Origin of the sequence: Pseudomonas svalbardensis, assembly GCF_030053115.1 — a bacterium.
GTDB classification, from domain to species: Bacteria; Pseudomonadota; Gammaproteobacteria; order Pseudomonadales; family Pseudomonadaceae; genus Aquipseudomonas; species Aquipseudomonas svalbardensis.
Genome location: NZ_CP125619.1, coordinates 3,132,499 through 3,158,162, shown reverse-complemented (window position 1 = coordinate 3,158,162; position 25,664 = coordinate 3,132,499). Strand labels below are relative to the sequence as shown.

Here is a 25,664-nt window from a genome sequence, read left to right as displayed (position 1 = left end):
ACCGATGGCAGCTCATCTCTCCGTATCCCGAACTCTCAAACTATTGGCGGCTGACATGAATGCGTATCCGGCGCAAGTGCTGCCAGTGGATACACGTATGGTCTCCCGCCCACTTTCGCTAGTCGGTCAGGTAGGTGTTGACCTCAATTCACCGCTCTCAGCGGAAGACGAGTAAATCAGGGCCGCGAACGCTAACGGTTATTGCGCCAGATCGAAAAATTCAAAGCGGCGGCTACACACAGCCATGCAACGTAAGGAAAGATGATCAGGCCAGTGATGACGTCAACCTGCAACGCCACCAACATCATTGCCACAACCACCAACCAGAGCAGCGTCAGGATCACTAGAGCGGCGAAGACGCGGTGCGCACCGAAGAACACGGGTGTCCACAGTGTATTAAGTGCAATCTGCGCGGCCCATAAAGCCAGCGCTGTCTGGCTTCCAGGTATCAGTGTTAACCGGTACCCGGCCCAAGCGAGCAGCAGATAAATCGTCGACCAGGCGGCGGGAAACACCCAGTTAGGCGGTGTGAAGCCGGGTTTAACGAGAGATTCGTACCACTGGCCCGGTTTGAATAGGATGCCAGTGCTTGCGGCAGCAGCGCAGGCGAGAAGAAAAATGAGAAATGTCATCACCAATCCTTAGCTATGGTCAGCTACCCAGGGTTGCCAAGCCATGTCGGCAATCTTAAAGAAAAGACGCTCAATTAGACAAAAAGTTTGGAATGACGGGTGACATTTCACTGAGCGTCCTTTTTTGATGTTGATCTTGGCCTAGATGCCTGCCGCCACCAGCAATGAAAATTTGTGTCGATTCAGGTAGGGATGTTCTGCTAAAAATCGTGCGGTTGATGTTTAGATGCAATTGGAGTGGCGGCTCGGAGCGATTGCAATGGACGCAACAAGATTCGAATTTAAAGTTTTGTTCTTTCATCACATCTTTATGCAGATTGCTGATTTCGTGTAATGTTAACGCACTAATTACGTCGAGAATTTCCATGTCCAAACTCGCAGAATTCCGCCAACTCGAAAAACACCTAGCCGAACAACTTCAAGCGCTCGAAGCTCTGAAAGGCGATGCTGGCCTCAAGAAAGAAATCGAATTTGAAACCAAGCTACGTGCGCTTCTCGCAGAGTACGGTTACAGCCTACCGAACGTGATCAACTTGCTTGATCCTAAGGCTGGCCGTCGTGCCCCAGCTGCTGAGTCCAAAGCAGGCACTCGCAAGCCCCGCCAAGTGAAGGTCTACAAGAACCCTCACACCGGCGAAGTCGTGGAAACCAAAGGTGGCAACCACAAAACGTTGAAAGAGTGGAAAGCGGAACACGGTTCCGACACCGTAGAGTCTTGGCTGACCAAGTGAGTTTGGTTTGAGTACAAAAGGGCCTCTGATGGCCCTTTTTTTCAGCACTTGAGTTGAGGGATTCCTCTGCCCACATCAGTTAAGGCATCAGATCCTATTCACAGTGCAGGGGGTAATAACTATGAAAGCAGATTCAGCAAGGAATATTCGTTGACCCTTTACACCCCTCCAGCTTTTTGAGGCGTTTCTCCTCGTACATTTGTCTGTCAGCAAGGGTCAGCGCCGAAGATATGGCGTTCCTAGCACTAGCCATCGCCAACCCTGATGAGGCCCTAACGCCCGCCTGGCGTAGCGCTTGACTCACCCTTCCACGAAGCTCCTCTCCGCCAGCTATATCGCAATTGACACCTATGATGGCGAACTCATCCCCTCCTAGCCTCGCGACGATATCGTCTATTCGAGATGCATGAGTAAGGGCATTAGCTGCGCACCTGATTAGCTCATCACCTGCAGCATGCCCCTTGCTATCGTTCACAAGCTTTAAATCGTCCAGATCAATGACTAAGATTGCTGACGATTTTCCGTAGCGACGATTACGCCCATCTTGACAGGCCGCTAACTGCTCCCAGCCTGCTCGATTGTAAAGCCCCGTCAGGGCATCGCTAAGAGCCTGGGCCTCGAAACGCTCGGCCCTGCTTGACTCCTCATCAGCTTTCAACTCCATCTGCAAAATTTTGCTGAGCATCATGCCAATCATTTCCAGAAGCTCCTGGTCTTCCTCAATTTTTGCAGGTTTGGGTTCTGGATGAACGGCGCACAATGTGCCGAAAAGGGAACCATCAGACAGAAGGAGGGGCACGCCGATGTATGCCCGGATTTTTAGTTGCTTGCCTATTGGCGCCGAAACGTAAGCAGCCACCATTTCTGAGTTTGGAGCAATGCGAGGGCCGTTACCCTTCACCATCTCACTGCAAAACGAATCGCTCCATTTGAAGACCTGCCCAGCATGAACGTCATAGCCTTGGTCTTCAAAATGCAACACAGTCCAATCATCATTTTCTGTGCGAGTAATCATCCACAGATCAAATCCTAGCCGGCGCCGTAAAAACGCAAGAGCCTCCCGAGCGGCAATCTCAAAATCACTCATTTCCTGCTCCGACTTAAAAACTCGAGCGCACAGCTGGATCGTTAACCCATCAAGGGCGGATGTATTTAGGCTTTAGATTGCAATTGAGCCAGTTGGATTTGCAGCTGGGCGACTTCAGCTTCCAGTTCACGCACTCGCTCCCTAGCCTCAACTTCGACGCTGACGTCCTTCTGGATACCGATGAAGTAGGTGAGTTGATCGGTGTCATTGAACACCGGGGTAATCGACAGTTCATTCCAGAAGGCGCTGCCGTCCTTGCGATAGTTGCGAATGACTTGTCGGCAGGGGAGTAGGTTCCTTATCGCCTCGCGGATTACTGTCAAGCCGGCTTGGTCGCGGTCATCACCCTGCAGGAAGCGGCAGTCCTGGTACAGGATGTCGTCAACGCTGTACCCCGTCAGGCGCTGGAAGGCGGGGTTGGCGTAGATCAGGATGTTTTCGTCGCCTTCCTGCTCTGCTACCACGATGCCGTCATTGGATGCTTCAACCACCAGTTTCAGCAGTTCTGCGTCGATCATTTTCAGAGCCTCAGTGAGTGACATCTCATTTTTAGCGGTTACCCGCCATACACGGAGTAATCAGTATAACCCTCGGCATTACCGCCATACACTGTGGCTGAGTTCAGAGGGGTAAGCGGCCAATCGTTCGCGATTCTGGCTGGTAGATCCGGGTTGGCCATGAACGTACGGCCGAAAGCGACAAGGTCGGCCAGTCCTGAATCCAGCAAATGCGCGCCGCTTTGTGCGGTGTAACGACCGGCATAGATGATCGCCCCGCTACAGTACTACGAACTGCGCGACGGAATGATTCCGGCATCCGTGGTGCATTATGCCAGTCCAGAGGTAAGCAATGCCGGCATCCTCAAGTACTTTGATCGCTTCGATGTAGGTAGTATGAGGATCGTCTTCAACCATCCCTAGGTAAGTGCGCTCCTCATCGGTGCTGCTGAACAATGGCGCGAAACGGACGCCAACTTTCTCTTTGCCAATACACTCGGCTACCCCAGCAACCACCTCACGCAGAAACCGCAGGCGGTTGTGAAGGTTCACCGCCGTGTCAGCCGCACCGCCTAGATAAAGAACTACTCCCCATGGGCTAAGCGGCCTTCCCAGACCAATAATGCAGGGCAGGAGTTCTATCGGCAAAGCCCACAGCGGGGCTCGGAGGAGTGCCAGGGAGAACAATAGAAACTAACTTAATCTGCGGATACCTCTGGCACGCATTTGTTATAGGTTTATTATCGATGTGCTTGGTGCGCCCACTGCGCTTGGCTCTAATAAAATATGGCCTTCAGTCTCGACTTTCACAGTATTCGTCGGTATTAGGCGCTCCAACTCCATCAGCGGCATTGGTCGACCAAAAAGGTAACCCTGGAAACTTCGGCAGCCGAGCTCCAGCAGAGCAATGTATTGCTCATGAGTCTCCACCCCTTCGGCAATCACCTCTAGCTGCAGACTACTGGCCAATGCGCAGATGGCTCTTATGATTGCAAGACTGTTTGTATCGCCTGGCAGCTCGCGAACAAAGGACTGGTCGATCTTCAATTGATCTAGCGATAATTGCTGCAAGTAGGCGAGCGACGAGTAACCGGTGCCAAAGTCGTCAATTGAGAAGCGAATTCCGTGGGCTTTGAGTTCGCATATGCGAGCAACAGCACATGGCAAGTCGTCTAGGAGTAGCGTTTCGGTAAGCTCAAGTTTCAGCCTGTGCGCATCTGCACCACTTTGCTCCAAAATCTGAAGCACTCGCTCGACAAAGTTTGGCTGATAGAGGAGCCGTGCACTTAGATTGACGGACAAACTGAGCGATGCCGTGGCCGACTGGTGGCGCCACAACGCTAGTTGATGGCAAGCCTTCTGCAGCATTTGCAAATCCAGCGTCTCAATCAAGCCGGCAAGCTCAGCCACCTCAACAAAGGCCGCTGGACTCAGTAGACCACGCTGAGGGTGTTGCCAGCGTGCCAAAACTTCAGCGCCAACCAGGCAGCCTGTGTCATCCAGCTGTGGCTGCAGGTAGGGGATGAACTCTTCAGACAACAGCCCCCGGCGGATATCCTGTTCGAGGTTCAGGCGCTCGCTAATAGCCTCTTGCATGCGTGGATCGAAGAACCGTGCCGTATGCTTGCCCGCCGCTTTAGCCTCGTACATCGACAAGTCCGCACGTTGCATGAGCTCATCTATCGAACAAGACCTGTCGTTGAACAGGGTCACGCCGATACTCGCACTACTGCGCAGTTCCAGTCCGTCAATTTGGTAAGGTTCGGCCAGTGTCGCTAGCAGTAATGTGGTGACATGCTCGACCTGCATGGCGGCCTGTTCTGGTTGCTTGTTGAGATGCTCCAGCAGCACCACGAACTCATCGCCGCCAAGGCGTGCCACTGTGTCACTCACCCGCACTGCGCCGTTGAGCCGTGCAGCAGCCAGACACAAGACTTTGTCACCAATATGATGCCCATGCAGATCGTTGATGTTCTTAAATCCGTCGAGGTCGAGAAACATCAGCGCTGCGCATTCGCCGCTACGCACGCAACCATCCAGCACGTGCTGCAAGCGATCGAGGAGAAGGCTCCGATTGGGCAGGTCGGTTAGCCCATCAAAAAAGGCAAGGCGCTGGATACGCTCCTCGTCCGCCTTGCGCTCGGAGGTATCGTCAATCGATGCGACGTAATTGATAACCTGGCCCTGGGTGTTTCGTACCGCGCTGATCGACAGCCATTCGGGGAAAATTTCTCCATTTTTACGTCGATTCCAGATTTCACCTTGCCAGCGATCTACTGCCTTGAGCTGTTGCCACATGCTTTGATAAAACGCCAGACTCTGGCGTCCAGAGCTGAGCAGGCTGGTTCGCTGTCCAACAGCTTCCTCGCGGCTGTATCCGGTGATGGTGCTGAAGGCCTGATTGACTCGAAGGATGCGGTTGAACTCGTCGGTGATAATCATGCCTTGCTGCGTTTCAAACGCGGCGGCAGCGATGCGCAATTCATGTTCGTCATCGACCCGCTGGGTTACATCGCGGGCGAGTACCACCACCGCCTGCTTACCATTGAGTTGAATATCCAGACGCTGGGCATGACCCTCAAGTATCTTTGTCCCATCTGCGCTCTGCCTGGTGTATTCGATGAGTTGCGGTCTATCGCTGGCCAAGGTCTGTCGTATGAACTCCATAAAACGCTCGGCTTCGCTTTGAGGCAATACATCGTGCACGCTTTGGCCAATACGTGCGGTTAGGGCGTCGCTGTGCGCCTCTTTCTTGGAAGGGGTCACCTCAAGATAGAGTCCATCTTCATCCAGCACCAATAGGGTGTCAGGGATCGCCTCGGTGATTGCGCGTAGGCGCGACTCCCTGAGTTGCAGGGTGAGCTCTGTTCGTTTGCGTTGCTCGATCTCTTTGAGCATCAAACCTAGTACGACCGTCGCAACCGGCATGACCAGCAGCAAGGGAACAGCTGTCTGTTCCAGGCTGGATGCTGCTTGTGCTGCAGGCAACAACAGCATATCCAAAACCTGCATTAACAGGCCTAAAAACCAAAGCTGCCAAGGGCCGATAGCGAGCTTTCCGCTTAAGGAACAATGCCGGTAAAACAGGCCAAACAGTATGGATAGGCAGATCTCCGCCAGACCAAACTCCATACCACTGCCACCCATCCATATTCGGTAGATACCCGCGATCAGGCCGGCAACGCCGGCTACGAGTGGCCCGTTAAATAGTGCGGCCATACTCAGAACTACGCTGCGGCCATCAAAGAATATTCCGGGCTCTGGCGAGATGGGATTTAGCATGCCAATCACGCAAATAGCGCCGAATAGCAGTCCTAAAACCAATTGTATCGCTGTGCTGTGGTTGTCCCAGCGGCGCGTAATGAACGCGTGCAGCCAGCACAAAGCCAAAAGCAATGCCGCTCCATTAATTAGGCTGATAATCAAGACGCCCCTCCCTTAGGTCTAGCTACCTGTTGAAGCGTTCAACCAGGGCTCGTAAACCACGAGAAGTAGTCTCAAGCTCACTGCCACGAGCGACTGCTGCGTTAGCATTTTTAGCCGTTCTATCAACCGTCCCTGCGACGTTGTTGATCTGCCGAGCAATATCCTCGGCGACATGCGCCTGTTCTTCTGAGGCGGCAGCCATTTGCTGACTCATGCCACTGATGCGTTCAACCGCCTCGCGAATACCCTGAAGGGCACCCTGCGCCTCTATAACCTGTTGCACGCCGTGATCTGCCTCGCGGATACCGAGTCTGGCAATGCTCACTGCGTCATCAGCACCCTTTTTAAGGGTTTCAATGACATTCTGAATTTGTTGGGTAGATACGCGGGTTTTACTGGCCAAGGCGCGAACTTCATCAGCGACCACAGCAAAACCTCGACCCTGTTCACCAGCCCTGGCCGCTTCAATTGCTGCATTGAGCGCCAGCAAGTTGGTTTGATCCGCAATAGATTGGATCACACCAGCAGCAGTCATGATTTGCTGCGTTTCATTGGCGAGGTTATCCACCGCTGTGCTGATGTTTGTTACCGTGCTAGCCAGAAGCTGAATCGCCTCTCTGGTGGTGCCGGCGACTTTGTCGCCTTGTTCGGCCAGCTCATTCGCCGTTTGCGCTTCAGTTGCGGTTTGTTGAACATGCCCCGCCACCTCACTAATTGAAGCCGCCATTTCAGTCATGGCCGCTGCAGTCATGTCCGTTTCGGCCCGCTGCTCGAGCAAGGCATGTTCAGTCTGGTTAGAGAGCAAGGAGGAATGTTCAGCGGCTTCAGCCACCTGGTTAGCCAGATCGCTCAGTCGAGTCAACGCGGTTTTAAGACGCGCATCTTCGCTGATTAGTACCATTTCCAGCTGCGCTGAAGGGCCGTATGTATCGCTGTAGGTGAGGGCGCTGATCGGATCACTGAAAGCATCAGGAGCGCTTTTAATGATTCGATGGAGTTGGTTAACCTCGCGCGTATAAGTCCACAATCCAATGGCTAGAAAGAGCAAGGCGATTATTGTTTGCGCCAGCAGATTCGGCAGCGTGTTAACTACTCCGATAGCTGTCAGTGCCGCAATTACCGGGAAAATCAGCCTGCCCATAAATGCGGCATAGTGGCGCCTTTTCGGTACGGCCTTTTTGCCGGCACGAAGCCGCTGATACAGTGTTTGTGCGCGCTCAATCTGTTCGCGAGTCGGCTTGACCCTTACGGACTCGTAGCCTATTAGATGGCCATTTTCGAGGATGGGGGTGACGTACGCATTGACCCAGTAATAGTCGCCATTCTTACAACGATTTTTTACGACGCCCATCCAGCTTTTTCCGGCCTTCAGGTAGCTCCACATCATCCCAAAAACAGCAGGTGGCATGTCAGGGTGGCGAACCAAATTGTGTGGGCTGCCGACCAACTCCTCACGGGAGTAGCCGCTTATTTTCGTGAACTCATCATTGCAGTAGGTGATTTTACCGCTGGAATCAGTAGCTGAGATCAAGCGCTGCTGGGCAGGAAAAATTTGCTCAACAGACGTAATCGTTTGAGTTGCTCGCAATGTTAATTCTCTACAAAAAAGGCACACGTTATGGCCATTATGCCATCACTGCTGCTATTGTCGTAATTTTTGTGCGGTTATTGAACTGAATTGAAGATTTCCGTCAAGGACGGCGTTAATCTGGGAGGCACATCTCCCGCAGCTTGAATGGAGGCTAGGGCATTTGGCATGGCAGGGAAATCGAGAAAGGAGTGATGGATCGCAATAATTCATAGCTAGATCTAAAACGCGACCTCAAGGGTGCCGTCTCTGCCCTGAAATTGTCAGTCGTCGAGTTGGTACGAATAATCGAGCGTTTAAGTTTGGCAGGAATTAAAACAGATGCTCAGGTCGTTTTGAGGATGTGCTCCGTGTTCCATGCTGATGAGAATCGATTGACTGCTTGCACCGATAAGATCGGGGGTTGGGTAAATTATTCGAGCAAAGAGGTAACCGCCTTGCAAGAATTAGAGTCAGTAAATAAATCACGAGTTGAGGATATAAAGCACTCCATGGATGATCTGCTAAGTGCCATAACATTGTTTTGCGAAGCCGGCATGGTTAAGGAGGCAAATATCCTTCTGGGTGCCCTTCAGGAGCTGAAAAAATTGGTGAACTGTATCGAGGTCTGCGATGACGGGGATGTCTTGATGGTTCACTAGGGGGGTGAATAGTTATGAGGGGAAAGTTATGTGGGGAGCATAAACCGAAATGACCGCTACTGCTTAATTGGCCCGTTTAAGGTGATGGGGGATTTGTGGGGATCAACAAAGCAGAGCAAGATCTAAAGCGTAAAATTAAAGGCATTGCCTTCAGTCTTGAGGATATCTGCGCAGACCTTGGGCGTCTCGCGAGTCAGCTCAGTGATGCTGATGCGCTGGAGCTGAAGGTGCGGATTGGTAAACTCCACGCTGACGTGGATCGACTCAAGGCGTATGCCGATGAGGTGAGGACGGGATGGATTCTGCGGGTGAAGCTGTAGTCCTATCTATTGCTTAAAATAGGTAATTTTATGATGGCGCATCTATGTTGTACGCATCTATTCTGGACGGCGATATTTTGAATTTTGCCGTGAAAAACTAAGAATACTTCTCTAAATGCGAGATCCTGAGGGTAAAGCGGAACAAGAAGAAAGCTCTCGTCGGGGAAAATCTGAAGAAAGAATACCGAATTCTAGAGGTAATGGATCATCGCCGATCAGGAACTCAGCTCCGATTACCAATTGGCAGCTCTTTTAACTGATGTAGTAGTTCGGCCCAGTGTGGGGTTTTTCTTTCCGGCTTGCACCGCGGAGTGCGCCATCTACACTAACGTTAGGTGAAGGTTCGAAGCCTTGTGTCGAAAAAAAGCAGCGTCACTGGCTTGTCAAACGTTCGTCAAGACCGTGGTACGTTAAGTTGTTTTTGAGCATGAAACCACGCACGAGGAAAGGCCATGGATCAGCATTTTATTTGGATGGGAATGCTACTGATCGTTTGTTGGATCGTAGCGGTGTCGTTGATCGTTTACGTGGTCGCCAAGTAGAAAAATAAAGCCCCGGAGGTTCGCGGCTCCAGGGCTTCTATTTTTGCCTCCATCCCTTAATGTTTGGCGAGCGTGACCACGACACCAGCAGTTTTTGATATTTCACTACGGCCATAGATAATACTGTTCGGTCAAAGGAGTGTCAGGGGTGAAGTGTGGAACTCGCACGTACTTTCAGCCATCTTCCTTTTCAGCTGTCGATGGCATCGTGAAACACGTAATTTCATAAATCGAGGTAGTCGTCGAGCTCAAGGCTAGATTTAACTTTGTTCTTCAGGCCGTGTGTCGGTTTATGTTTTGCACCGGCTGCAGCATCCGCGCGCATTTGATCAAGCTCTTTTTCAAAGGCCTTGTCTTGAACTGTTGGCTTGCTGGTGTAGGGCTTTCGTTCCGGTTCGAGCTGTGCGGCATAGGTGGTTAACACTTCCGGATCGATACGTAGCTTTTCCTGTGCTTGGGACTCAAGAATCGCTCTTAGCGCGTCTTTGTCTGGACGAGTCAGCATTTGGTCACTCCTTTCGGGAGGCTAGGCATACAGGCATAGACTGGATCAGTGCCAGGTCGATGTAAATCAAATAGATCTGTTGGCGCTATTTGTAAACAGATCCAAGTTGTATTGCTGATTTTTGCATCAGCAATTGTGGATAAAATTAGCAGCAATATTCCGTTGATAGATGCACTAAGCCCCGTCATGTACACGCAAGCAGCAAGGTTTTATCGGTGCAGAACAAAACGGCTATTTCTACTCGGCACCATTATCGTCTTGGCGCTTTCGTTCATGTGATTTATTCTTTGTCTGGGCGACCAAGCTGCTATGTCGTAGATGGTAGAGCTTGGCAGTGGTGTGTCAGCCATCGAACAACGCAGTGGTCATCTTGGCGTCACCAAACATTATCGACTATTCGGAGAGGATTAGATTGGTGGTGACGACCACGCTGGTATGCTTGTATAGCTTAGATAGCAGGTGAAATAATAGGGCGCCTACGCTTTGGCTGAATGGCAAGTAAGCCCAACTCATCGAGTTTCATGATTTCTGTCTGAAGCAGATTTTAAGCAGTTCGCCTTATGTTTCTCTCGTATTTTTTCAAGATTGAAAACAAACATCAGATCCTCCGTGGAGTAAAAGTGCACCTGTTGCTTACCATATCACAAGCGTATGGTGGCGATGAGCTGGCTTTAGCCACGGAAGCTTAGTAGTTAGGGCATGCATCAATGTCTCTTGAAATACATCACCATGGGTGTTCAACGCCGACGATCCTCGCCGTGCAGTTTCAAGCCGAGCACGAAGGAGATGGGGGAACCCTAATAATGCTGTGAGCAAACATCTTCTCAGCAAAGACTCAGAATATTGATCACCTCGATTTAACAAAAATGAGTACACCTTATACCTAGCCGATGTTGGGTATCGGCCAGTTCACGTTAGGCAGTGTTTCATATTCTGGTTTTGCGAACAGATAGCCTTGATAGAAGTAAATGCCGAGGGCTAGTAACTGCTGTAATTCAGCATTGGTCTCTACGCCCTCTGCAATCACTTCAATATTGAGCGCTTTGCATACACCGAGAATGCCTTGGACGATTGCCTGTCGAACCGGGTCAGTGCTGATGCTACGTACCAAGGCCATGTCCAGTTTGATGATGTCGGGTTGAAACTCTGCCAGCAAGTTGAGCCCCGCGTACCCAGCGCCGAAATCATCTATCGCTGTCTTGAAGCCTTTAAGACGATATTCTCGAATGATGCTTTTTAGATGTTCCTTGTCCACCAGTTCTTCGTTTTCGGTGATCTCAAAAATCAGCCTTTCGGTGGGAAATCCAAATCTGCGTGCGGCTTCAAGCGTCGCACGAATGCACGTGGCTGCTTGATATACCGCATTGGGTAAGAAGTTGATGCTGACAAAGCAGGGTATTTGTAAGCGTGAAGCAAGCTCAACAGCCTTGACTCGACATGCTTGGTCAAAGGCATAACGGTTCTGTTCGTTCACCTTTCCAAGAATGGCAGCGGCACCACTGCCATCGCAATCACGTACCAAAGCCTCGTAGGCAAAAATACTGTTGTCGCGCAGATCTACGATTGGCTGGAACGCCATACTGAACTCAAAATCCAGTTCATTGCCCTCCCTGCAGGCGCTACAAGGAGGTACTGGTCGTGATTTTTCGTTCATTCAAACCCCGTTTTTTCAATCACTATGAAGGTGTCGATCAAACCAAGATTTTGCACATGCCGCAAGGCTGAATCATCTAGCTAATGTCGACGAGAAATTGCTGATCGCGTTTACGACTTGGCGAGCACTATCCTGAATATCCAGGATTACTTGACCAGCCTCACCGGCTAATTTGACTCCTTGTTCTGCCTTGTCTTTACTCGCCTCCATCCTGGCCACTGCCCCCCGGGCCAATTCACGATTGTGCTGCACCACCTCGACAATCTTGATGGTCGCCTGGCTTGTGCGCGAAGCAAGATTGCGCACTTCGTCAGCGACCACCGCAAAACCTCGACCCTGCTCTCCGGCACGAGCCGCTTCGATGGCTGCGTTTAGCGCAAGAAGATTCGTTTGTTCGGCGATACCACGGATGGTCTGCACGATGCTGCTGATTACTTCCGACTGCTGACTGACATCATTGATACCTTCGGCTGCGTGATTCAATTCGCCAGCCAGGCTTTGCATGACATCCACGGTCTCCTGCACCACTCGGGCGCCTTCGTGTGCTGTATTGTCGGTTTTCAGTGAAGTCTCATAGGCCATGCGTGCTGCTCGTGACTCAGTTTCCTGCTGAAGAACCTGAGCAGTGATATCGCTCGCAAACTTAACTACTTTGTAAAGGCTGCCGTTGGCGTCGAACACCGGATTGTAAGTCGCTCGTAACCAGACGGTTTGTCCCTGGTGGTTGAGGCGCTTGAAGTTACCGGAGAAAAATTCGCCGTGATTCAGGCGCTCCCAGAACTGGCGATACTCGTTGGATTCACTTTCGCCACGCTCACAGAACAGACGATGGTGCTTGCCAACAATCTCATCGAGGCGGTAACCCATCACTGCAAGGAAGTTTTCGTTGGCGCTGATGACTTCTCCCTGCCGGTTGAACTCAATGGTTGCCATGGAACGGTTAATCGCGTTGATTTGACTCTCCTGCTCTTGTTCCTTCTGCACCCGGGCAGTTACATCAGTAGCAATCTTGACGACCTTAATCACCCGTCCAGAGGCGTCGCGAATAGGGTTATAGCTGGCCTCCAGCCAGATCTCACGCCCCTGTTTGTCCAGGCGCAGGAAGCGGTCGTTTATGGACTCACCATTACTCAGGCGTGACCAAAAACCTTCATAAGCGACGCTGTTGGCGTAGTTCGGCGTACAGAATAAGCGGTGATGCCGGGAGTGAATTTCCTCAAGGCGATAGCCCATTACTCTCAGGAAATTGTTATTGGCGCCGAGGATCGTGCCATCAGGTTGGAACTCAATCAGAGCCATGGAGCCACCTAATGCTGCGAGGGTGGCTTCGCAGTCAGCCAAACGCTGCTTGCTGATGGTCAGTTCTTTTTTGATTTGCGAGTTGAACATACGAACCTCAGTGGCTATGGACTGCTTGGCACTTTCATCAATCCAACGAAAAACCTATACAGCGATATGGTGATTGTACAAGAAAATTCCAGATTGAACACGAGGGCAGCATGTTGGACGCGGGTAATGCGCTGATCGGGTAGGGGATTGCGCACCGGCAATAGACTATCGGTTACGTAGCTTTTGCACTCTCGGCAGAGCACTCGATATCCGACTGAAGGGGGGTGCGGATTGCACCTCAAGTGATATTAGCGGCCTAAATTCCTAACGTTTGCAGCACGAGATCGTCAAGGCGCGGGTTCAATCCGATCACAACGGACACCAATAAATAGCGGTTGGGACTCATTGGCGCCTCTGCGCAGGCCATTGATGTATAGAGCGCAGAGCGGGCATTCACCGTCAAAGTAAAGCGTCACCGCCTGCTGATCAGCCTTGTGCGAATGACAGTAGCTTGTATAGGTATGTATCAAGTAAGCACAGGAACACACTGAGGATGGACGCTATTCTTTGCGCCTTGAAATCCACCGTATGCCCTTGTCTCGGCATGACCAATCAAGTGGGGTGATCAGTGGCCTGCAATTCATGGGTAAGGATCAGAAAGGTGCTGTCACCGGCATCACCCCCTGTAACGTGAACCAAGCTTAAGGAGTGAGCGTGGTCATCGCTGAAGGTTTTGATGCCGAAAAGTTAAGCGACAGTGCCGCCCTTTTGAGTAGGAGCGGCTTGTCTTCACCTTCGGGCGGTATATATTTGGTATCGCTTAGCTATCAATTTCCTCGGTATGTCGAGAAGCCGTAAGGGCTGAGAAGCAACGGGATGTGATAGTGAGGAACGGTGCCGTCCACATCAAAAATGACGGGTACCTCCGGAAAGAAGCTGGACGTTTTGTGCGACTTGAACCACTCACCAGTCTTGAAGGTGACACGGTAGGTACCTTTCTCCAGATCCCGACCTTCCGGATACAGCCCGGTGATACGACCTTGCTCGTTGGTTGCCGCGCTGTTGAGCATGTCCCAGTTTTTCCCATCCTGTTTTTCCAACGTGACGTTGACGCCAGGGGAGGGGAGGCCATCCTGCAAATTGAGTACATGCACGCTCAAAGGATTTGTTGCCGCTGATGCAAGGGCTGAAATGGCACTCAATACAGCGCCAGCGAAGAAACTTTTCAATACAGTCATGGTGATGTCCTTAGTTTTTAACGGCAGGTAGAACTTTGTTGATAGCGATCTCTGCACAAACTTCATCGTTTGCAGCGCCACCCGCACCGGCCACACCGATGGCGCCGATGACCTGACCATCGAACTTCAATGGCACGCCTCCACCCAGCAGCAGCAACTCATCAAGGGTTTTTAGGTTTTCAGCCTCTGGATTAGCGCGAGCGCGTTCAGCTAGCAACCGCGTAGAAGTCTTGGTCGACAGGGCGGTATAGGCTTTGCGTTGCGCGGCTAACGTGTTGTGCGGGCCGACATTGTCATCGCGTTGCACGGCAACCAGATTGCCGCCACGGTCGACCACTGCGGCAACGGCTGTGCGGCCATCGGCGTGACAGGCCGTCAGCGCGGCATTTAGCAAATCGTTGGCCATTGCAAGTGACACGTCCTTGCGCTGCACAACTTGCTCCGGGGCTGCAACGGCGAATGCAGAGCTCATTGCGAGTGTGATCAGCAATGAAGTCGATAGGCTTGTACGCATGCTGTTTCCTTGGTTGAGTCTGTCTGAGTCATTGCCAGACATCATGACCAGCGCACCCCGTCAGAATGATTGCCTCCGGATTACCAAGATGTAATGTGAGAAATCAGCGAAGCGGGCTAGCCTGTGCTCCAGTCCTGGAGGAAAAAATGCGTATCCTGGTGGTTGAAGATGAAACGAAAATGGCGGATTACCTGCGCAAAGCCCTGACTGAATCGGGCTATGCGGTAGAGATCGCCCTTGACGGGCTGGACGGCCAGCATTTAGCGCAGGAGAGTGAGTTCGATCTGATCATTCTGGATGTCATGCTGCCGGGGTTGGATGGCTGGCAATTGCTGCAAATCATTCGGCGTAAGTGGCAGACCCCGGTACTGTTTCTCACCGCACGTGATTCGGTTGATGATCGGGTCAAAGGGCTGGAGTTGGGGGCCGATGATTATCTGGTGAAACCCTTTTCCTATGCCGAGTTGTTGGCACGCGTACGCACGTTGCTGCGCCGTGGCCCGCCTCGCGAGGTGGAGCATTTTGTGGCTGGCGACCTGAGCTTGGACTTGTTGCGACGCAAGGTAACGCGCAACGGCGAGCGCCTCACCCTGACCAACAAGGAGTTCGCCCTATTGCACTTGCTGCTTAGTCGTGAAGGGGAGGTGCTATCGCGTTCGTTGATTGCCTCACAGATCTGGCAAATGAACTTTGACAGTGACACCAATGTGGTGGATGTCGCTATTCGTCGCCTGCGGGCCAAGGTTGACGATCCATACTCACTTAAGTTGATACACACAGTGCGTGGAATCGGTTACATGCTTGAGGTGCAATCCTGAAACTGTTTCCGCGCACCCTGAGTCTGCGCCTGGCGATCATGTTCGCACTGGTCAGCACGCTGTTACTGGGCTCCATTGGTTTTTATCTTTATCAATCGTTGCAGCGAGAGATTGCCTGGCGCGATGATCAGGCCCTGCTGGGGCGCCTGGAGCGAATGCAAGCCTTGATCAGCGATAGCGACAGCATCGAGCAACTGCGAGGTCGGCCCAAGCTCTACGAAAACATGTTGGGCAATCGCGACAGTCTGCTATGGATCGTCGATGACACTGGCAAGGTGTTAATCGAAATCAATCCAGTGCGAATGACTTTGCCGAAGTTGCCCGCTGCACCCCACGCTCGCCTCGTTGACGATCACTCCTCCGAGCCAGTGCGACTTGCCTGGCAGAATGTCATACAGGGTGATCGCGGTTTGACCCTGATTGCTGGCAAGTTGCTGGGGGAGCGCGACCAGATGCTGGGGGCTTACCGGCTCAAGCTCTGGCTGGCCATGTCAGTCGGTGCGCTTCTGGCTTTTGCACTCGGCTGGTGGGTCAGTCAACGAGGCTTGCACCCTGTGCGTCTGCTGGCCAAGCGCGCAGCCGGAATCGATGTGCAGCATCTGCATCTGCGGCTGGATCAGTTCAATGAATTGAATGAGCTCAAGCTGCTCTGTAGCGCCCTCAATCAGATGCTTGCACGCCTTGAGGACGGATTCGCCCAGCTTTCACGCTTCTCGGAAGATCTCGCCCATGAGATGCGAACCCCGCTTGGCAACCTGATGGGACATACCCAGCAAGCCCTGAGGCGCAGTCGCTCTATCGAGGACTATCAGAACCTGCTGGTTTCCAATCAGGAAGAGTATGAAAGGCTGGCGCGAATGATCGACAGCATGCTGTTTCTCGCTCGCACCGAGCAGCAAAACGCTTGCGTAAAATTTGAGAGTATCAACCTGCACGATCTGATCGAGCAACTGTGTGAGTATTTCGAAGGGGTGGCGCAAGAAAGAGATGTGCAACTGATCAACCAAGCCAAGGATCAGTTGCTGGGTGATCCAGGCTTGATCCGTCGAGCATTGGCTAACTTGCTAGCCAATGCGCTGCGCTACGGAATTCCCGCGTCTGCAGTGACGGTCAGCAGCGAGGTTTCGGAGGACACGCTCGAAATCACGGTGCACAACCACGGCGAGCCGATTGCAGCAGAGCATCTGCCGCGATTGTTTGAGCGCTTTTACCGGTGTGACCCATCACGCAATCAACCCGACGATTCCGGTGGTCTGGGATTGGCCATTGTTCGCTCAATTATGCAACTGCATGGCGGTTGTGTAACCGTTGATAGCAGTGAAGCAGGTACGAGCTTTCACTTGGAGTTTCCCCTTAAAAGAGCTTGAACTGTTTTCTCTGACATTCGGCTTCGGCTTGCCAAATGAATTGGGCGGGGTAAGCGAAGGCGTTCACTCTACGTGGCAGCATCCAACCAAGCAGTCGTGGAAAAACTGGACTTGATGGAGCTAGCAAAGCGCATTAAAGCTGGCGGTGCCAAGCTGAGCTCACAAGGTTACAGGTCGTAAAATAGGTGCTTGACGCGCTCTCGCTCCTACCTCCCAGTGCCAAGCGAATTCCACGATAAGCCTGCTCTGATCTTTGTCGCCAATTCATCATTCGTAGGATTAGCAAATTTCGAACTGAAGACATTGCGCAAGACTCAGCGAATAGTGGCAAATTGCCTTGGAATGAGCTTTAGTGCAGTTGTGGCAGCGCAGGAAGGATGCGAATTGGTGCTCGGAAAGTTTTCTTTCGAGCACATGCGAAAGGGGGAGATGCAGTGCTGAGCATGAATCCGAACGCCTACTACGCCATTCTTGGGGGGATGTAACCTTGCCGAGCATCATTGTTGAATCGCAGGTATGCGCATCGGATCTGATCCCTTGGGAATTGTTTTCAGTACGTAGCGACCTTCAAATCGGCATCTCATCGGTCGTTCACCCCCAATCTCGTTTGGCTTCAAAGGTGCTTGCCAAGGCACGGCTCTCGCTCTGCGCGTTGGAAAGTTAAAGTGATGCTTACTAAACGGCGCAGCTCCCTAGTGGGGTTCATTATCCTCGCTGTCGGATTGGTTGGCTTTTCGGCCCAGTTACTGTTGAAGTCTGAGACCCAACGAAGAGAAAAGCGTTTCTCGGAATACGTGCAGAATATTTCCGGCATCGTGCGCAATCAGCTTGATACTAATGAGGCTGTGTTGGCGGGTTTCTCGGCATTTCTCCAGGCCGTCGATCAGAGCGATACGGATGCGGCGGCCCGGTATGCGGCAGTCGTTTTATCAGCTTACCCTCATATTTACATGCTTGAGGCGGCGAGGGCGGTACCCATCACCGAACAGGCTGCTTTTGAAGATCTGTTGCGCCGTACTTGGCGACCAGACTTTGAACTCAAAGATTTTTCGAGCCTCACTCAGCAACCTGCCCAACATCAGGTCTATCTCAGCGAGACCTGGCCTGTGTTGTTCATGTACCCGTTACTCCCTGAGTCCAGTTCGATCTATGGCGTCAGGCTAGAAACCGTCGCCTATCTCTCCTATGCGCTGGCTCGAACCCGCGATAATCAGAAGCCTGTCGTCTCGCCTGTTTTCTCGATGTATGAGGGTGGCAATGCTTATATTCTGATGCAGTCAGTCAGTCGTCCGGAACAAGCGCGAGAGAAAACCCGCCCCAACTTTTTTGGTAGCACGATGGTGTCTTTGCTATTGATCAAGACGGGCTCGCTACAGGATGCCGTGAATTATGCGAATGTAGATCCCTTGGTTCATATCAGTGCTGTCCTGAAAACTGATGCAGGGCCTGAAAGCAACGTATTTTCTACAGAGACCGAGCAGGCCGGTTTCCTGGATCGTTTCTTCTTACCGCGTCTGGCTGACCGAGTGGATATCAGCAGTGCGTCACAACCTATGACCTTGTTGTTTGAGCGTCAGTTACGTTTAGGAGATGTGCTGACTGCGGAAACATTGATAATCCTTGCGGTTCTCGCAGGGGCATTCGTACTAATGCCGGTGGTGTTGATTCGACATTTCAAAGCGATCGAAAGAGCAGAGGTCGAGCACGAACGCTCGGCCTATCTCGCCACCCATGATGTTTTAACCCAATTGCCTAATCGCTATTTCTTCGCCGATCGTTTTGATCAGGCCCTCTCAAACTGGAAAGTGAGCGGGGTTCCGTTTGCCGTTCTGTTGATCGATCTGGATTATTTCAAGGAAATTAACGATCAGCATGGCCATGAGGTCGGTGATCAAGTTCTCAAAGCAGTCGCAAATCGCATGCTTCAGGTCACTCGTTCGTGTGACACCGTCGCACGCTACGGTGGAGATGAATTCGTGATTCTGGTCACGGATCTTATCAATCCCGAGAGTGCTGAACTGAACGCTGAGAGGGTGCTGGAAGCCATCGCGCAGACAGTGGCGACAAGCGCAGGAGAGCTATCACTGTCGTGTAGTATCGGGGTCTCTCTGTGCCCTGATCATGGCCAAAGTCTGGGCTCTTTGCTGAAAGCGGCGGATCAGGCTATGTACGGCGTTAAACAACTGGGACGCAAAGGAGTCGCGCTGAATGAATCCCCAGAAGCTTGAGAAGCTTATAATTACGGGGTCATTTCTTAACACCGCTTGTTGCGTAGTCTAGGCCGTTCAACGCAAAGCGCGATTACGAGACTAGCTAAAGTGAAGATACCCAGTTGCCTCCTAATTAGCAGACCCATCGCGATAGTTACTTAAACAAACAGGCCAAAGCTCTTTGCTGTGACCAGACAGTTGTTCTATCTTGATTGACATGATCAAACTCTAGAAGTGGGCCAATCAGAAGTGAACTTCGGCCGATTTGATACCAATGCTCCGAAGCTCATGGATCACGTCATCCAAGTGTACAAATGACTCGATTTCTTCGTTGTCATTGACTAGGAAGTAACTTCTTCCCTCCTCTTTTTTGAACAGAATGATCCACTCGTTTGTGTTGGCCGGGTTGACGATCACGTGCGTGTCTAAGTGCATGCCTTCACCGTGTTTTGTTTTGACATCTTCGCGTTTCATGCGGCTCTCCGAGTGCGGACTCGTTTTTGTCTACGAGCATGATTAGGAATCCTTAAGCGCTGGTTTTTCAGCGTATCTGGCGCCGTGAATAAGGTGGTTCAATTGCATTAATATTATCACTGCATGTAAATAATGTGCACATGCCAAAGGGGAGAGGCTAGTCATGATTACGATACGAGAAGCATGGAAAGCTGGTCTGTTAGCGCCCGAGCACTGGCTTCGGAATCTCGTCTCAGGGGTATCGTCGGTGTCGTGGTGCTGCCCTTGGCCATGGTGTTTGCCATCGCATCAGGCGTCAAGCCCGAGCAAGGGATTTACACCGCCATTATGGGCGGTCTGTTGGTTTCTCTCTTCGGGGGGAGCCACCTTCAGATCGCCGGCCCGACAGGGGTATTCATTGTTATTCTGGCCGGTGTAACTGCTAAGTACGGCGTTGATGGCCTGCAGATAGCAACGATGATGGCAGACGCGATCCTGTTGTTGCTCGGCGTCACCCGGCTTGGTGCACTCATCAAGTTCATTCCCGACCCGGTGATCGCCGGATTCACTGCCGGTATTGGTGTGATCATCTGGGTGGGGCAGCGGAGCGATTTCTTCGGCTTGCCGAAAATTAGCGGTGAACACTTTCATGAGCGGCTATGGCACCTGCTCCAGGCGCTTCCTCGCTTTCATTTGCCCACAAAGTCGGCGCTGATTGAAAACTGACCCACCGACGTGCGATGGCATCGCTCGATCACGTCCCCCTACGATTAGCAGAACTCTAAGCGAATCCCCAACTCACTTTTCAATTACTTCCCCGCGCATCGGGGCCAGTTGCGCAATCAAACGATTCTGCACCGGCACCGCGATCTCCTGATCATCCATCGCTGCAATTAAGTCTTCGACCAGCGCATTGAAGTCACTGCGGCTGACATTTTGCCCCTTGTGACTCTCGGCCATGCTGTCACCGGTATAGGTACAAGGCCCGCCCGCCTCAACACAAAATTGCTCAATCAGTTTGTCCCGCAGCCGCTGGATATCAATCTTGCGAAACCGTTCAACTATTCGCTCGTCCCGAGCAATGTTTAGCAGCATGCCCTCAACAATTCGAGTGATGCCCAGGCGTGCGCCAAGGGCTTGATAAAGGCTGTCATCCTTGGGAGCTTTTTGCGCACAAGCACTCAATAGCAAAACGAGAAACAGTGGCAACAATCGCATCAGAAACTTTCCTGCACGGACAGATATGTGCCGTTTTGGTTATCTAGAGTTGCGATCTCCCCCAGGCGTGCATAGGCCAGCACCACCGACAAATGTTTATTGGGGAAATATCCTAAAAACAGATCCGCCCAATCGCTTTCCCCAGCGAACGACAGGTTGTTCGGTTTCTCCCGGTACTCGACGCCCAGCGCCCAGTGCGGGTTGAACAGCACGGCAATCGACCCCTCCTTCAGCACACTGCGAGTGTCACGACGGTCACCACCAAAACCCAGCAACCCGGTTTCATTGGCGCGGCTGTAGCGCAGGCTGCCATTGACCAGTAGGTTGTAGCCAAATGCGGCGCCTATGAACAAGCGACTGGCGGCTAGATATCCCTCTGTGTCGCTGTAACGCTGAGCACCAACCAGGCTAGGGATCAGAAAGTCGCGCTGATGCTTGTACTCCAACCCTATGGACACTTGCGGGAGATCGTCGTAGATCACGTCACCAAACAAACGCAGCTTCACCCCGAAAATGTCTTGGCCCAGGGTGTCTTCGGGTAGATCCAGTTTGCTAACCAAAGACCCCAGATCAAAACGCTGCCGGGCGAAAGACAGCTCGACACGGTTGTCATAGGCCAAAGCTAACCCAGCAACATCCAGCCGATAGTCCGGCAAATTGACTGTAGTGGCGAACGCGGTCGCGCCCCACTCGTTCTTTTCGCCGTAGCCAGTAAGGATTGCCCACGGTGTAATACCTCCGCCTGCTGCACCCTCCAAGCTACTGGCACCACCTGTGGCAATCAGGCGTCCATTATCAGCGGGGGAGGTTTGGAGGGTGAGGCCGATGAGACAGCCGATCAGCAAAGAGAAACGATAGGTCATGGCGATCAATGAGCCATGGACGCATGAAAACTGAGAGGCAAGGCCACCCAGGTTTCAAATGCTGCGGCAGTAAGTGGCCGACTGATTAGATAATCCTGCGCCGTATCGCAGTGCCAGCGTTCGAGTAAGCGCAGGCTATGTGCGTACTCGACGCCTTCGGCAACTACCTTAAGACCAAGGTTATGGCTCATTTCGATGGTCGAGCGGACGATCACTGCGTCCTCACTTGTTTCATCCAGGTCACGGACGAAGGACTGATCGATTTTCAACTCCTGTACAGGGAGTCGCTTGAGGTGAGCCAAGGACGAGTACCCAGTACCGAAGTCATCTACCGACAAGCTAATGCCGCAATCACGCAGTTGATTCAGGACTTTTAGTGCACGCTCCGGCTCCCGCATGACTGCGCTTTCAGTGATTTCGAATATCAATTGCTCTGCCGGCAGGCGGTAGTTTCGTAATAGTGCCAAGACCCGAGCGGCCAGTTCATCGCTAAGCAAGTCATCGGCGGAAATGTTTAGCGAAAGCTGCAAGCGCAGCCCCCGCTGATTCCACTCCGAGAGTTGGCGCATCCCCTCGTTGATTACCCAATTGGTAAGCAATTGGATGCTTCCAGTACGTTCTGCCAAAGGAATAAACTCAGCAGGCGAAACCATACCAAGTTGCGGGTGCTGCCAGCGCAGTAAGGCTTCGGCTTGGCGGACGTGACCTTTACGGATATCCAGCTTCGGCTGGTAATGCAGTAGAAGCTCGCCTTTGCTGGCAGCGTGGCGCAGGTCACGAATCAGAGTGATCTGTCGACGGTGGGCCAAGTCACGCCCGTGTTGATAAATTTGTAAATGGCCGGGCAACTGCGCGGCGTCTTTCATGGCAATGGAGGCGCGTTCCAGTAGCGTCTGTGCGCTTTGCCCATCAGCGGGGAATGCCGATATACCGAGTCTGCAATCCAGAGCCAAGTCGTGACCGTTGATATGCTGGGGCTTAAGCAGTAACTGCTGAATCTGGTCAGCTACTGCGACTGCCGCATCACTGTCGAAGCCATCAAGCAAGAGCAGAAACTCGTCGGCGATCAGATGCGCTAACGTATCACCGGGATGCAGCGATTCTTGCAGGCGCTGACCGGTTTGGCGGAGCAACTGATCAACCGTTTCGGGGTCGGCTGTTTCGTTGATAGACCTCAGGTTTTGAATGCCCAATACGATCAACGCCATCGGTCGTTTTGCGGCAATCGCGCTGCCTAATCGCTCTACTGCTAAAGCGCGGTTGGGCAAGCCAGTAAGGGGGTCATGCAGGGCGTTGTGAGCCAGTTGCTGTTCACGCTCTGCGATGCCGCGCTGCATAGAGTTGACTGCTTTGGCCAGCAATCCGAATTCGTCACTTCTCCGTAGTATTACGGGGGTTTGATAATCGCCTTGGCCGATTCGCTCCGCTGCTAATGCCAAAGATCTAACGGGTTGCGACACACCTCGGGCCAATAGCAAAGCCCCCGCTAATGAGGCGAGCAAGGCTACCAAGGCAATGCCAAGGATTTTTTCATCAAGGGGAGCAAACGCTCGCGTGGCAGCATCGAGTGGGCTTTGCAATAAGGCTATCACCTGACCGTCATATCCATCCCCGCCGCCAGCCAACACCAAAGACTGGCTCAGGAAGTTATGCTCCAAGTGCTCCGTCAGCTGGACTGCGTCGCGCTTAGACGTACTAAGCATCAGCCCTGTGATACTTGGGCCAAGAACGTCAGGTTGGGTACTGACGAGTGGCCCCGGCTGTTGCTTATCCACTGCCAGAAACGACACTTCAAGATTGGTAAGGGAGCGCAACTCCCGGGCAAATGCACCGTCCATGCTGAAGCCCATCACCACCCTGGCAATCGGTAGAGGCGCGAGCACTGTCGCTTCAACAAGCAAGTGGGGCTTACCCTGCAATGGCACGATCAACATAGTTTGTTGAATGCGCTGGGCTTCGCGCAGAGCTTGGTCGAAACGAAACTGCGAGCCATCCGCCACATCGTCCAGAGTGCTAGCGAGGACTTTGCCATCCATGCTGAGCAGAATCATGTCACTGGCGTTGATGCGCTTGCCATGATTGAACAGCACCGAACGTATGGTTGCAGAATCTCTGCTGGCCACCGCATCGCGAAAACCGAAGTCGGCTGCGAGTAATTGCACTCCGTCGGCCAAGCGTCGCCCTCGCACCTCAAGCAGGCGTTCGAAGACTCGCGTACCGACGTCCAATTGAGTGTTGGCCTGGCTACGCACCGCTGAGTTGGTCGCAACCTTTACGCTGAAATAAAGTGAGCCAATCACCACCAGCAAAAGCAGGATCAAAACTGCGGTGACTTGAGCCTGAAAACTATTGCGCAGTTTCACGGGCAGCTCGCTTGAACGCGTCGCCGAAGGTACTCGGTGCAGGTGCGGTCGGAGCGTTCGTAGACAAAGGCTCCAGCGTGAGGTTAAAGGTCTGCTTGAGACCGTTGAGAGGTACTTTTATAGAACCTGCACTGAGGGGTTGCATGTCTATCAGTTGCGGATGCCAGAGGGTGACCTGGTAAACCCCGACGGGAAGGTTATCAAGCGTCAATTTTCCTTGAGCGTCAGTAACGCCAAAGCGGGGGTCATCAGTGACGTAAACGTAGCCAAGCATCCAGTCATGGATGTTGCATCCAAGCACCACAACCCCGGGCTTGTCGAACAGGACTGGGTCGGACGGTGTGCCTTCGTAAAGACGTAGCTCGAAGCGTTTTGCCGGCGAGAACGAGTAGACCTGATGGCGGATATTGTCGCTGTTAGGGAACTTGATAGGCGTACCGGTGTGCACCGCCAGCACATGCGGGGCGAACTGTTGAGAACGCTGATCCATATCGGCGTTTCGAAGAACTGAGGGCTGGCCAACTGGCCCTTGAAGAGTGAGCACCGCGTCGGACAGCGGCTTGCCGTTTTGCTCGTTTATTTCGACCTCAAGCTTGGCTATACCAGCCCAACCATCAGCACACATCAAAGCTGTAACTAGCGAAAGAAGCGAGCGAATCCTGGCCATACCGATTCCAAGCAAAAGCGATTGTGGTGGGCAGTCCTTGCCGGTGAGATAAGTAGGTGCCGATAATTGGCCGACTGAAGCCAATTGCCATCATTAAATTCCATTCGACATGTTATCAATAGGTAGCACCAAAAATGCTTGCTCCGTACAGCGTATCGACCACACAGGAAAAACCTGAATAGCTGTGCATTTGAAACCACCCACCACTGGTCTTCTCTAGCCGCATACCGCGATAGGATCAGGGAAGTGTGCTGGTATGGGGATTTGATAGCGTTTAAGCCACCCTAAAAAATGCGACCTTCTGGGTAAGGCGATCAGCTAGCTTCGCTAGCTCTTGGCTGGCCGTTGCAACTTCACGAGAGCCAGTTGCCGATTGCACCGTTGAGCTATGGATGCGCGTGTGCACTGCTCACCCAAACGCGGATGTCACTTTCAAAGTGGGAGAATCGGCTCGCGGTGAATTCGATGGCGCCCGCATGGAGCAAGAATTTTCCAATCTGCTCGGCAATGCTGTGCAGCATGGCGATTTGCAGTTTCCGATCAGGGGTTCACTAGAGGTAAAAGACAGCAGCGTCATTTTCATCGTCCAGAATTACGGAGAACCTGTCCAGGAGGACATTTTGCCCTTCATCTTCAACCCCATGGGGCGTTTCTCTCAGCATGCATCTCTTGATCTAGGCCCTAGCACTGGCCTTGGCTTAGGTCTGTACATAGCTTCCGAAATCGTGGCAGCACACTCGGGGACGATAGAAGTGACCTCCAACAGAAAGCGCGGAACCACATTCCTCGTAAAAGTGCCTGTAGAGAAATAGTAATGTCAGCCTCCGACGCTCTTGCGCCGGACAGGGATGGTACAGATCGATTACGCTACAGTAGGTGTTAGCTGGGGGGGGGCACGAGGGGAAGTTCTAAAAAGGGAACTTAGGGTCGCCAAACTGCTTAGACTTTATAGCCTAGTATACATACCCATTCTAATACTCTGGTAGCGATTGCGCTGATAT

At 52.3% G+C, this 25,664-nt stretch carries 22 protein-coding genes and 7 pseudogenes; 8 read left to right on the top strand and 21 right to left on the bottom strand.

From position 1 onward, the window contains the following. Window positions 1-191: 191 nt before the first annotated feature. Together tspO and QFX16_RS14610 are read right to left on the bottom strand one after the other, a co-directional pair. Complete coding sequence (tspO, locus tag QFX16_RS14615) at window positions 192-632, bottom strand: tryptophan-rich sensory protein TspO (protein ID WP_283184478.1); 441 nt, start codon at window positions 630-632, stop codon at window positions 192-194. Window positions 633-702: 70 nt separating this feature from the next. Then, a complete protein-coding gene (locus QFX16_RS14610; protein WP_283184477.1) occupies window positions 703-999 on the bottom strand; it encodes a hypothetical protein in 297 nt (98 codons plus the stop codon). Here QFX16_RS14610 and QFX16_RS14605 point away from each other — a divergent pair. Continuing rightward, complete coding sequence (locus QFX16_RS14605) at window positions 998-1,363, top strand: histone-like nucleoid-structuring protein, MvaT/MvaU family (RefSeq protein WP_283184476.1); 366 nt, start codon at window positions 998-1,000, stop codon at window positions 1,361-1,363. The genes QFX16_RS14610 and QFX16_RS14605 overlap by 2 nt on opposite strands. A gap of 133 nt (window positions 1,364-1,496) precedes the next feature. Here the strand turns inward: QFX16_RS14605 and QFX16_RS14600 are convergent, their stop codons facing one another. The 6 genes and pseudogenes from QFX16_RS14600 to QFX16_RS29750 form a co-directional block, all read right to left on the bottom strand. Beyond that, a complete protein-coding gene (locus tag QFX16_RS14600) occupies window positions 1,497-2,450 on the bottom strand; it encodes a sensor domain-containing diguanylate cyclase (RefSeq protein WP_283184475.1) in 954 nt (317 codons plus the stop codon). Window positions 2,451-2,515: 65 nt separating this feature from the next. Beyond that, window positions 2,516-2,968 (bottom strand): PAS domain-containing protein, encoded by a 453-nt coding sequence (locus QFX16_RS14595; protein ID WP_283184474.1) that lies wholly within the window; start codon window positions 2,966-2,968, stop codon window positions 2,516-2,518. Between the two features lie 38 nt (window positions 2,969-3,006). Then, window positions 3,007-3,496 (bottom strand): annotated as a pseudogene (locus QFX16_RS14590) (oxidoreductase); the annotation flags it as partial. Between the two features lie 180 nt (window positions 3,497-3,676). Further along, window positions 3,677-6,373, bottom strand: a complete 2,697-nt coding sequence (locus tag QFX16_RS14585; protein WP_283184473.1) for an EAL domain-containing protein — start codon at window positions 6,371-6,373, stop codon at window positions 3,677-3,679. A gap of 22 nt (window positions 6,374-6,395) precedes the next feature. Next, on the bottom strand, window positions 6,396-7,514 hold the full coding sequence (locus tag QFX16_RS14580) for a methyl-accepting chemotaxis protein (RefSeq protein WP_439900129.1): 1,119 nt from the start codon (window positions 7,512-7,514) through the stop codon (window positions 6,396-6,398). A gap of 165 nt (window positions 7,515-7,679) precedes the next feature. After that, window positions 7,680-7,988 (bottom strand): annotated as a pseudogene (locus tag QFX16_RS29750) (PAS domain-containing protein); the annotation flags it as partial. Between the two features lie 323 nt (window positions 7,989-8,311). On the opposite strand from QFX16_RS29750, the gene QFX16_RS14575 reads away from it, so the two are divergent. Next, a complete protein-coding gene (locus tag QFX16_RS14575; RefSeq protein ID WP_283184471.1) occupies window positions 8,312-8,602 on the top strand; it encodes a hypothetical protein in 291 nt (96 codons plus the stop codon). Window positions 8,603-8,697: 95 nt separating this feature from the next. Next, complete coding sequence (locus QFX16_RS14570; RefSeq protein WP_283184470.1) at window positions 8,698-8,922, top strand: hypothetical protein; 225 nt, start codon at window positions 8,698-8,700, stop codon at window positions 8,920-8,922. 765 nt (window positions 8,923-9,687) lie between these two features. Here the strand turns inward: QFX16_RS14570 and QFX16_RS14565 are convergent. The 7 genes and pseudogenes from QFX16_RS14565 to QFX16_RS14540 form a co-directional block, all read right to left on the bottom strand. Beyond that, window positions 9,688-9,969 carry a hypothetical protein gene (locus tag QFX16_RS14565; RefSeq protein ID WP_283184469.1) on the bottom strand — a complete coding sequence of 94 codons (282 nt, stop codon included), beginning with the start codon at window positions 9,967-9,969 and terminating at the stop codon, window positions 9,688-9,690. Between the two features lie 307 nt (window positions 9,970-10,276). Further along, window positions 10,277-10,489 (bottom strand): annotated as a pseudogene (locus QFX16_RS29745) (ATP-binding protein); the annotation flags it as partial. 363 nt (window positions 10,490-10,852) lie between these two features. Continuing rightward, complete coding sequence (locus QFX16_RS14555; protein ID WP_283184468.1) at window positions 10,853-11,623, bottom strand: EAL domain-containing protein; 771 nt, start codon at window positions 11,621-11,623, stop codon at window positions 10,853-10,855. 72 nt (window positions 11,624-11,695) lie between these two features. Continuing rightward, a pseudogene (locus tag QFX16_RS29740) lies at window positions 11,696-12,130 on the bottom strand (methyl-accepting chemotaxis protein); the annotation flags it as partial. Between the two features lie 108 nt (window positions 12,131-12,238). After that, window positions 12,239-12,922: pseudogene (locus QFX16_RS29735) on the bottom strand (PAS domain-containing protein); the annotation flags it as partial. Between the two features lie 857 nt (window positions 12,923-13,779). Then, a complete protein-coding gene (uraH, locus tag QFX16_RS14545) occupies window positions 13,780-14,190 on the bottom strand; it encodes a hydroxyisourate hydrolase (protein ID WP_283184466.1) in 411 nt (136 codons plus the stop codon). Window positions 14,191-14,200: 10 nt separating this feature from the next. Beyond that, window positions 14,201-14,704, bottom strand: a complete 504-nt coding sequence (locus tag QFX16_RS14540; protein ID WP_283184465.1) for a GlcG/HbpS family heme-binding protein — start codon at window positions 14,702-14,704, stop codon at window positions 14,201-14,203. Between the two features lie 146 nt (window positions 14,705-14,850). Between QFX16_RS14540 and QFX16_RS14535 the strand changes: the two genes are divergently transcribed. The 3 genes from QFX16_RS14535 to QFX16_RS14525 all read left to right on the top strand — a co-directional run bounded on the left by QFX16_RS14535 (window position 14,851) and on the right by QFX16_RS14525 (window position 19,117). Continuing rightward, complete coding sequence (locus tag QFX16_RS14535) at window positions 14,851-15,522, top strand: heavy metal response regulator transcription factor (protein ID WP_283184464.1); 672 nt, start codon at window positions 14,851-14,853, stop codon at window positions 15,520-15,522. Continuing rightward, window positions 15,519-16,889, top strand: coding sequence for a heavy metal sensor histidine kinase (locus tag QFX16_RS14530; RefSeq protein WP_283184571.1), 1,371 nt, complete (start codon window positions 15,519-15,521; stop codon window positions 16,887-16,889). The genes QFX16_RS14535 and QFX16_RS14530 overlap by 4 nt, the downstream gene beginning before the upstream one ends. A 668-nt stretch (window positions 16,890-17,557) precedes the next feature. Beyond that, window positions 17,558-19,117, top strand: coding sequence for a sensor domain-containing diguanylate cyclase (locus QFX16_RS14525; RefSeq protein WP_283184570.1), 1,560 nt, complete (start codon window positions 17,558-17,560; stop codon window positions 19,115-19,117). Between the two features lie 225 nt (window positions 19,118-19,342). Here the strand turns inward: QFX16_RS14525 and QFX16_RS14520 are convergent, their stop codons facing one another. Beyond that, window positions 19,343-19,573: a hypothetical protein gene (locus QFX16_RS14520; RefSeq protein ID WP_283184463.1), complete on the bottom strand. Its 231-nt coding sequence runs from the start codon at window positions 19,571-19,573 to the stop codon at window positions 19,343-19,345. Between the two features lie 163 nt (window positions 19,574-19,736). On the opposite strand from QFX16_RS14520, the pseudogene QFX16_RS14515 reads away from it, so the two are divergent. After that, window positions 19,737-20,254, top strand: a pseudogene (locus QFX16_RS14515) (SulP family inorganic anion transporter); the annotation flags it as partial. 96 nt (window positions 20,255-20,350) lie between these two features. On the opposite strand, the gene QFX16_RS14510 reads toward QFX16_RS14515, so the two are convergent. The 5 genes and pseudogenes from QFX16_RS14510 to QFX16_RS29730 form a co-directional block, all read right to left on the bottom strand. Beyond that, complete coding sequence (locus tag QFX16_RS14510; RefSeq protein WP_439900121.1) at window positions 20,351-20,770, bottom strand: group I truncated hemoglobin; 420 nt, start codon at window positions 20,768-20,770, stop codon at window positions 20,351-20,353. Next, window positions 20,770-21,633 carry a DUF3034 family protein gene (locus tag QFX16_RS14505; RefSeq protein WP_283184462.1) on the bottom strand — a complete coding sequence of 288 codons (864 nt, stop codon included), beginning with the start codon at window positions 21,631-21,633 and terminating at the stop codon, window positions 20,770-20,772. Before QFX16_RS14505 ends, QFX16_RS14510 begins: the two co-directional genes overlap by 1 nt. A gap of 5 nt (window positions 21,634-21,638) precedes the next feature. Further along, entirely contained in the window at window positions 21,639-23,996 is a 2,358-nt protein-coding gene (locus QFX16_RS14500) for a putative bifunctional diguanylate cyclase/phosphodiesterase (protein ID WP_283184461.1), read from the bottom strand. Next, on the bottom strand, window positions 23,980-24,663 hold the full coding sequence (locus QFX16_RS14495) for a methylamine utilization protein (RefSeq protein ID WP_439900120.1): 684 nt from the start codon (window positions 24,661-24,663) through the stop codon (window positions 23,980-23,982). The genes QFX16_RS14500 and QFX16_RS14495 overlap by 17 nt, the downstream gene beginning before the upstream one ends. A 274-nt stretch (window positions 24,664-24,937) precedes the next feature. Continuing rightward, a pseudogene (locus tag QFX16_RS29730) lies at window positions 24,938-25,057 on the bottom strand (methyl-accepting chemotaxis protein); the annotation flags it as partial. A gap of 82 nt (window positions 25,058-25,139) precedes the next feature. Between QFX16_RS29730 and QFX16_RS14490 the strand changes: the two are divergent. Further along, entirely contained in the window at window positions 25,140-25,475 is a 336-nt protein-coding gene (locus QFX16_RS14490; protein WP_283184460.1) for a sensor histidine kinase, read from the top strand. The last annotated feature ends 189 nt before the right edge of the window (window positions 25,476-25,664 follow it).

Coding starts and splice junctions, on each gene's coding strand:
- tspO (WP_283184478.1), bottom strand. CDS start 632: ATGACATTTCTCATTTTTCTTCTCGCCTGCGCTGCTGCCGCAAGCACT.
- QFX16_RS14605 (WP_283184476.1), top strand. CDS start 998: ATGTCCAAACTCGCAGAATTCCGCCAACTCGAAAAACACCTAGCCGAA.
- QFX16_RS14610 (WP_283184477.1), bottom strand. CDS start 999: ATGGAAATTCTCGACGTAATTAGTGCGTTAACATTACACGAAATCAGC.
- QFX16_RS14600 (WP_283184475.1), bottom strand. CDS start 2,450: ATGAGTGATTTTGAGATTGCCGCTCGGGAGGCTCTTGCGTTTTTACGG.
- QFX16_RS14595 (WP_283184474.1), bottom strand. CDS start 2,968: ATGATCGACGCAGAACTGCTGAAACTGGTGGTTGAAGCATCCAATGAC.
- QFX16_RS14580 (WP_439900129.1), bottom strand. CDS start 7,514: ATGGGCAGGCTGATTTTCCCGGTAATTGCGGCACTGACAGCTATCGGA.
- QFX16_RS14565 (WP_283184469.1), bottom strand. CDS start 9,969: ATGCTGACTCGTCCAGACAAAGACGCGCTAAGAGCGATTCTTGAGTCC.
- QFX16_RS14555 (WP_283184468.1), bottom strand. CDS start 11,623: ATGAACGAAAAATCACGACCAGTACCTCCTTGTAGCGCCTGCAGGGAG.
- uraH (WP_283184466.1), bottom strand. CDS start 14,190: ATGACTGTATTGAAAAGTTTCTTCGCTGGCGCTGTATTGAGTGCCATT.
- QFX16_RS14540 (WP_283184465.1), bottom strand. CDS start 14,704: ATGCGTACAAGCCTATCGACTTCATTGCTGATCACACTCGCAATGAGC.
- QFX16_RS14535 (WP_283184464.1), top strand. CDS start 14,851: ATGCGTATCCTGGTGGTTGAAGATGAAACGAAAATGGCGGATTACCTG.
- QFX16_RS14525 (WP_283184570.1), top strand. CDS start 17,558: ATGCTTACTAAACGGCGCAGCTCCCTAGTGGGGTTCATTATCCTCGCT.
- QFX16_RS14520 (WP_283184463.1), bottom strand. CDS start 19,573: ATGAAACGCGAAGATGTCAAAACAAAACACGGTGAAGGCATGCACTTA.
- QFX16_RS14510 (WP_439900121.1), bottom strand. CDS start 20,770: ATGCGATTGTTGCCACTGTTTCTCGTTTTGCTATTGAGTGCTTGTGCG.
- QFX16_RS14505 (WP_283184462.1), bottom strand. CDS start 21,633: ATGACCTATCGTTTCTCTTTGCTGATCGGCTGTCTCATCGGCCTCACC.
- QFX16_RS14495 (WP_439900120.1), bottom strand. CDS start 24,663: ATGGCCAGGATTCGCTCGCTTCTTTCGCTAGTTACAGCTTTGATGTGT.
- QFX16_RS14490 (WP_283184460.1), top strand. CDS start 25,140: ATGGAGCAAGAATTTTCCAATCTGCTCGGCAATGCTGTGCAGCATGGC.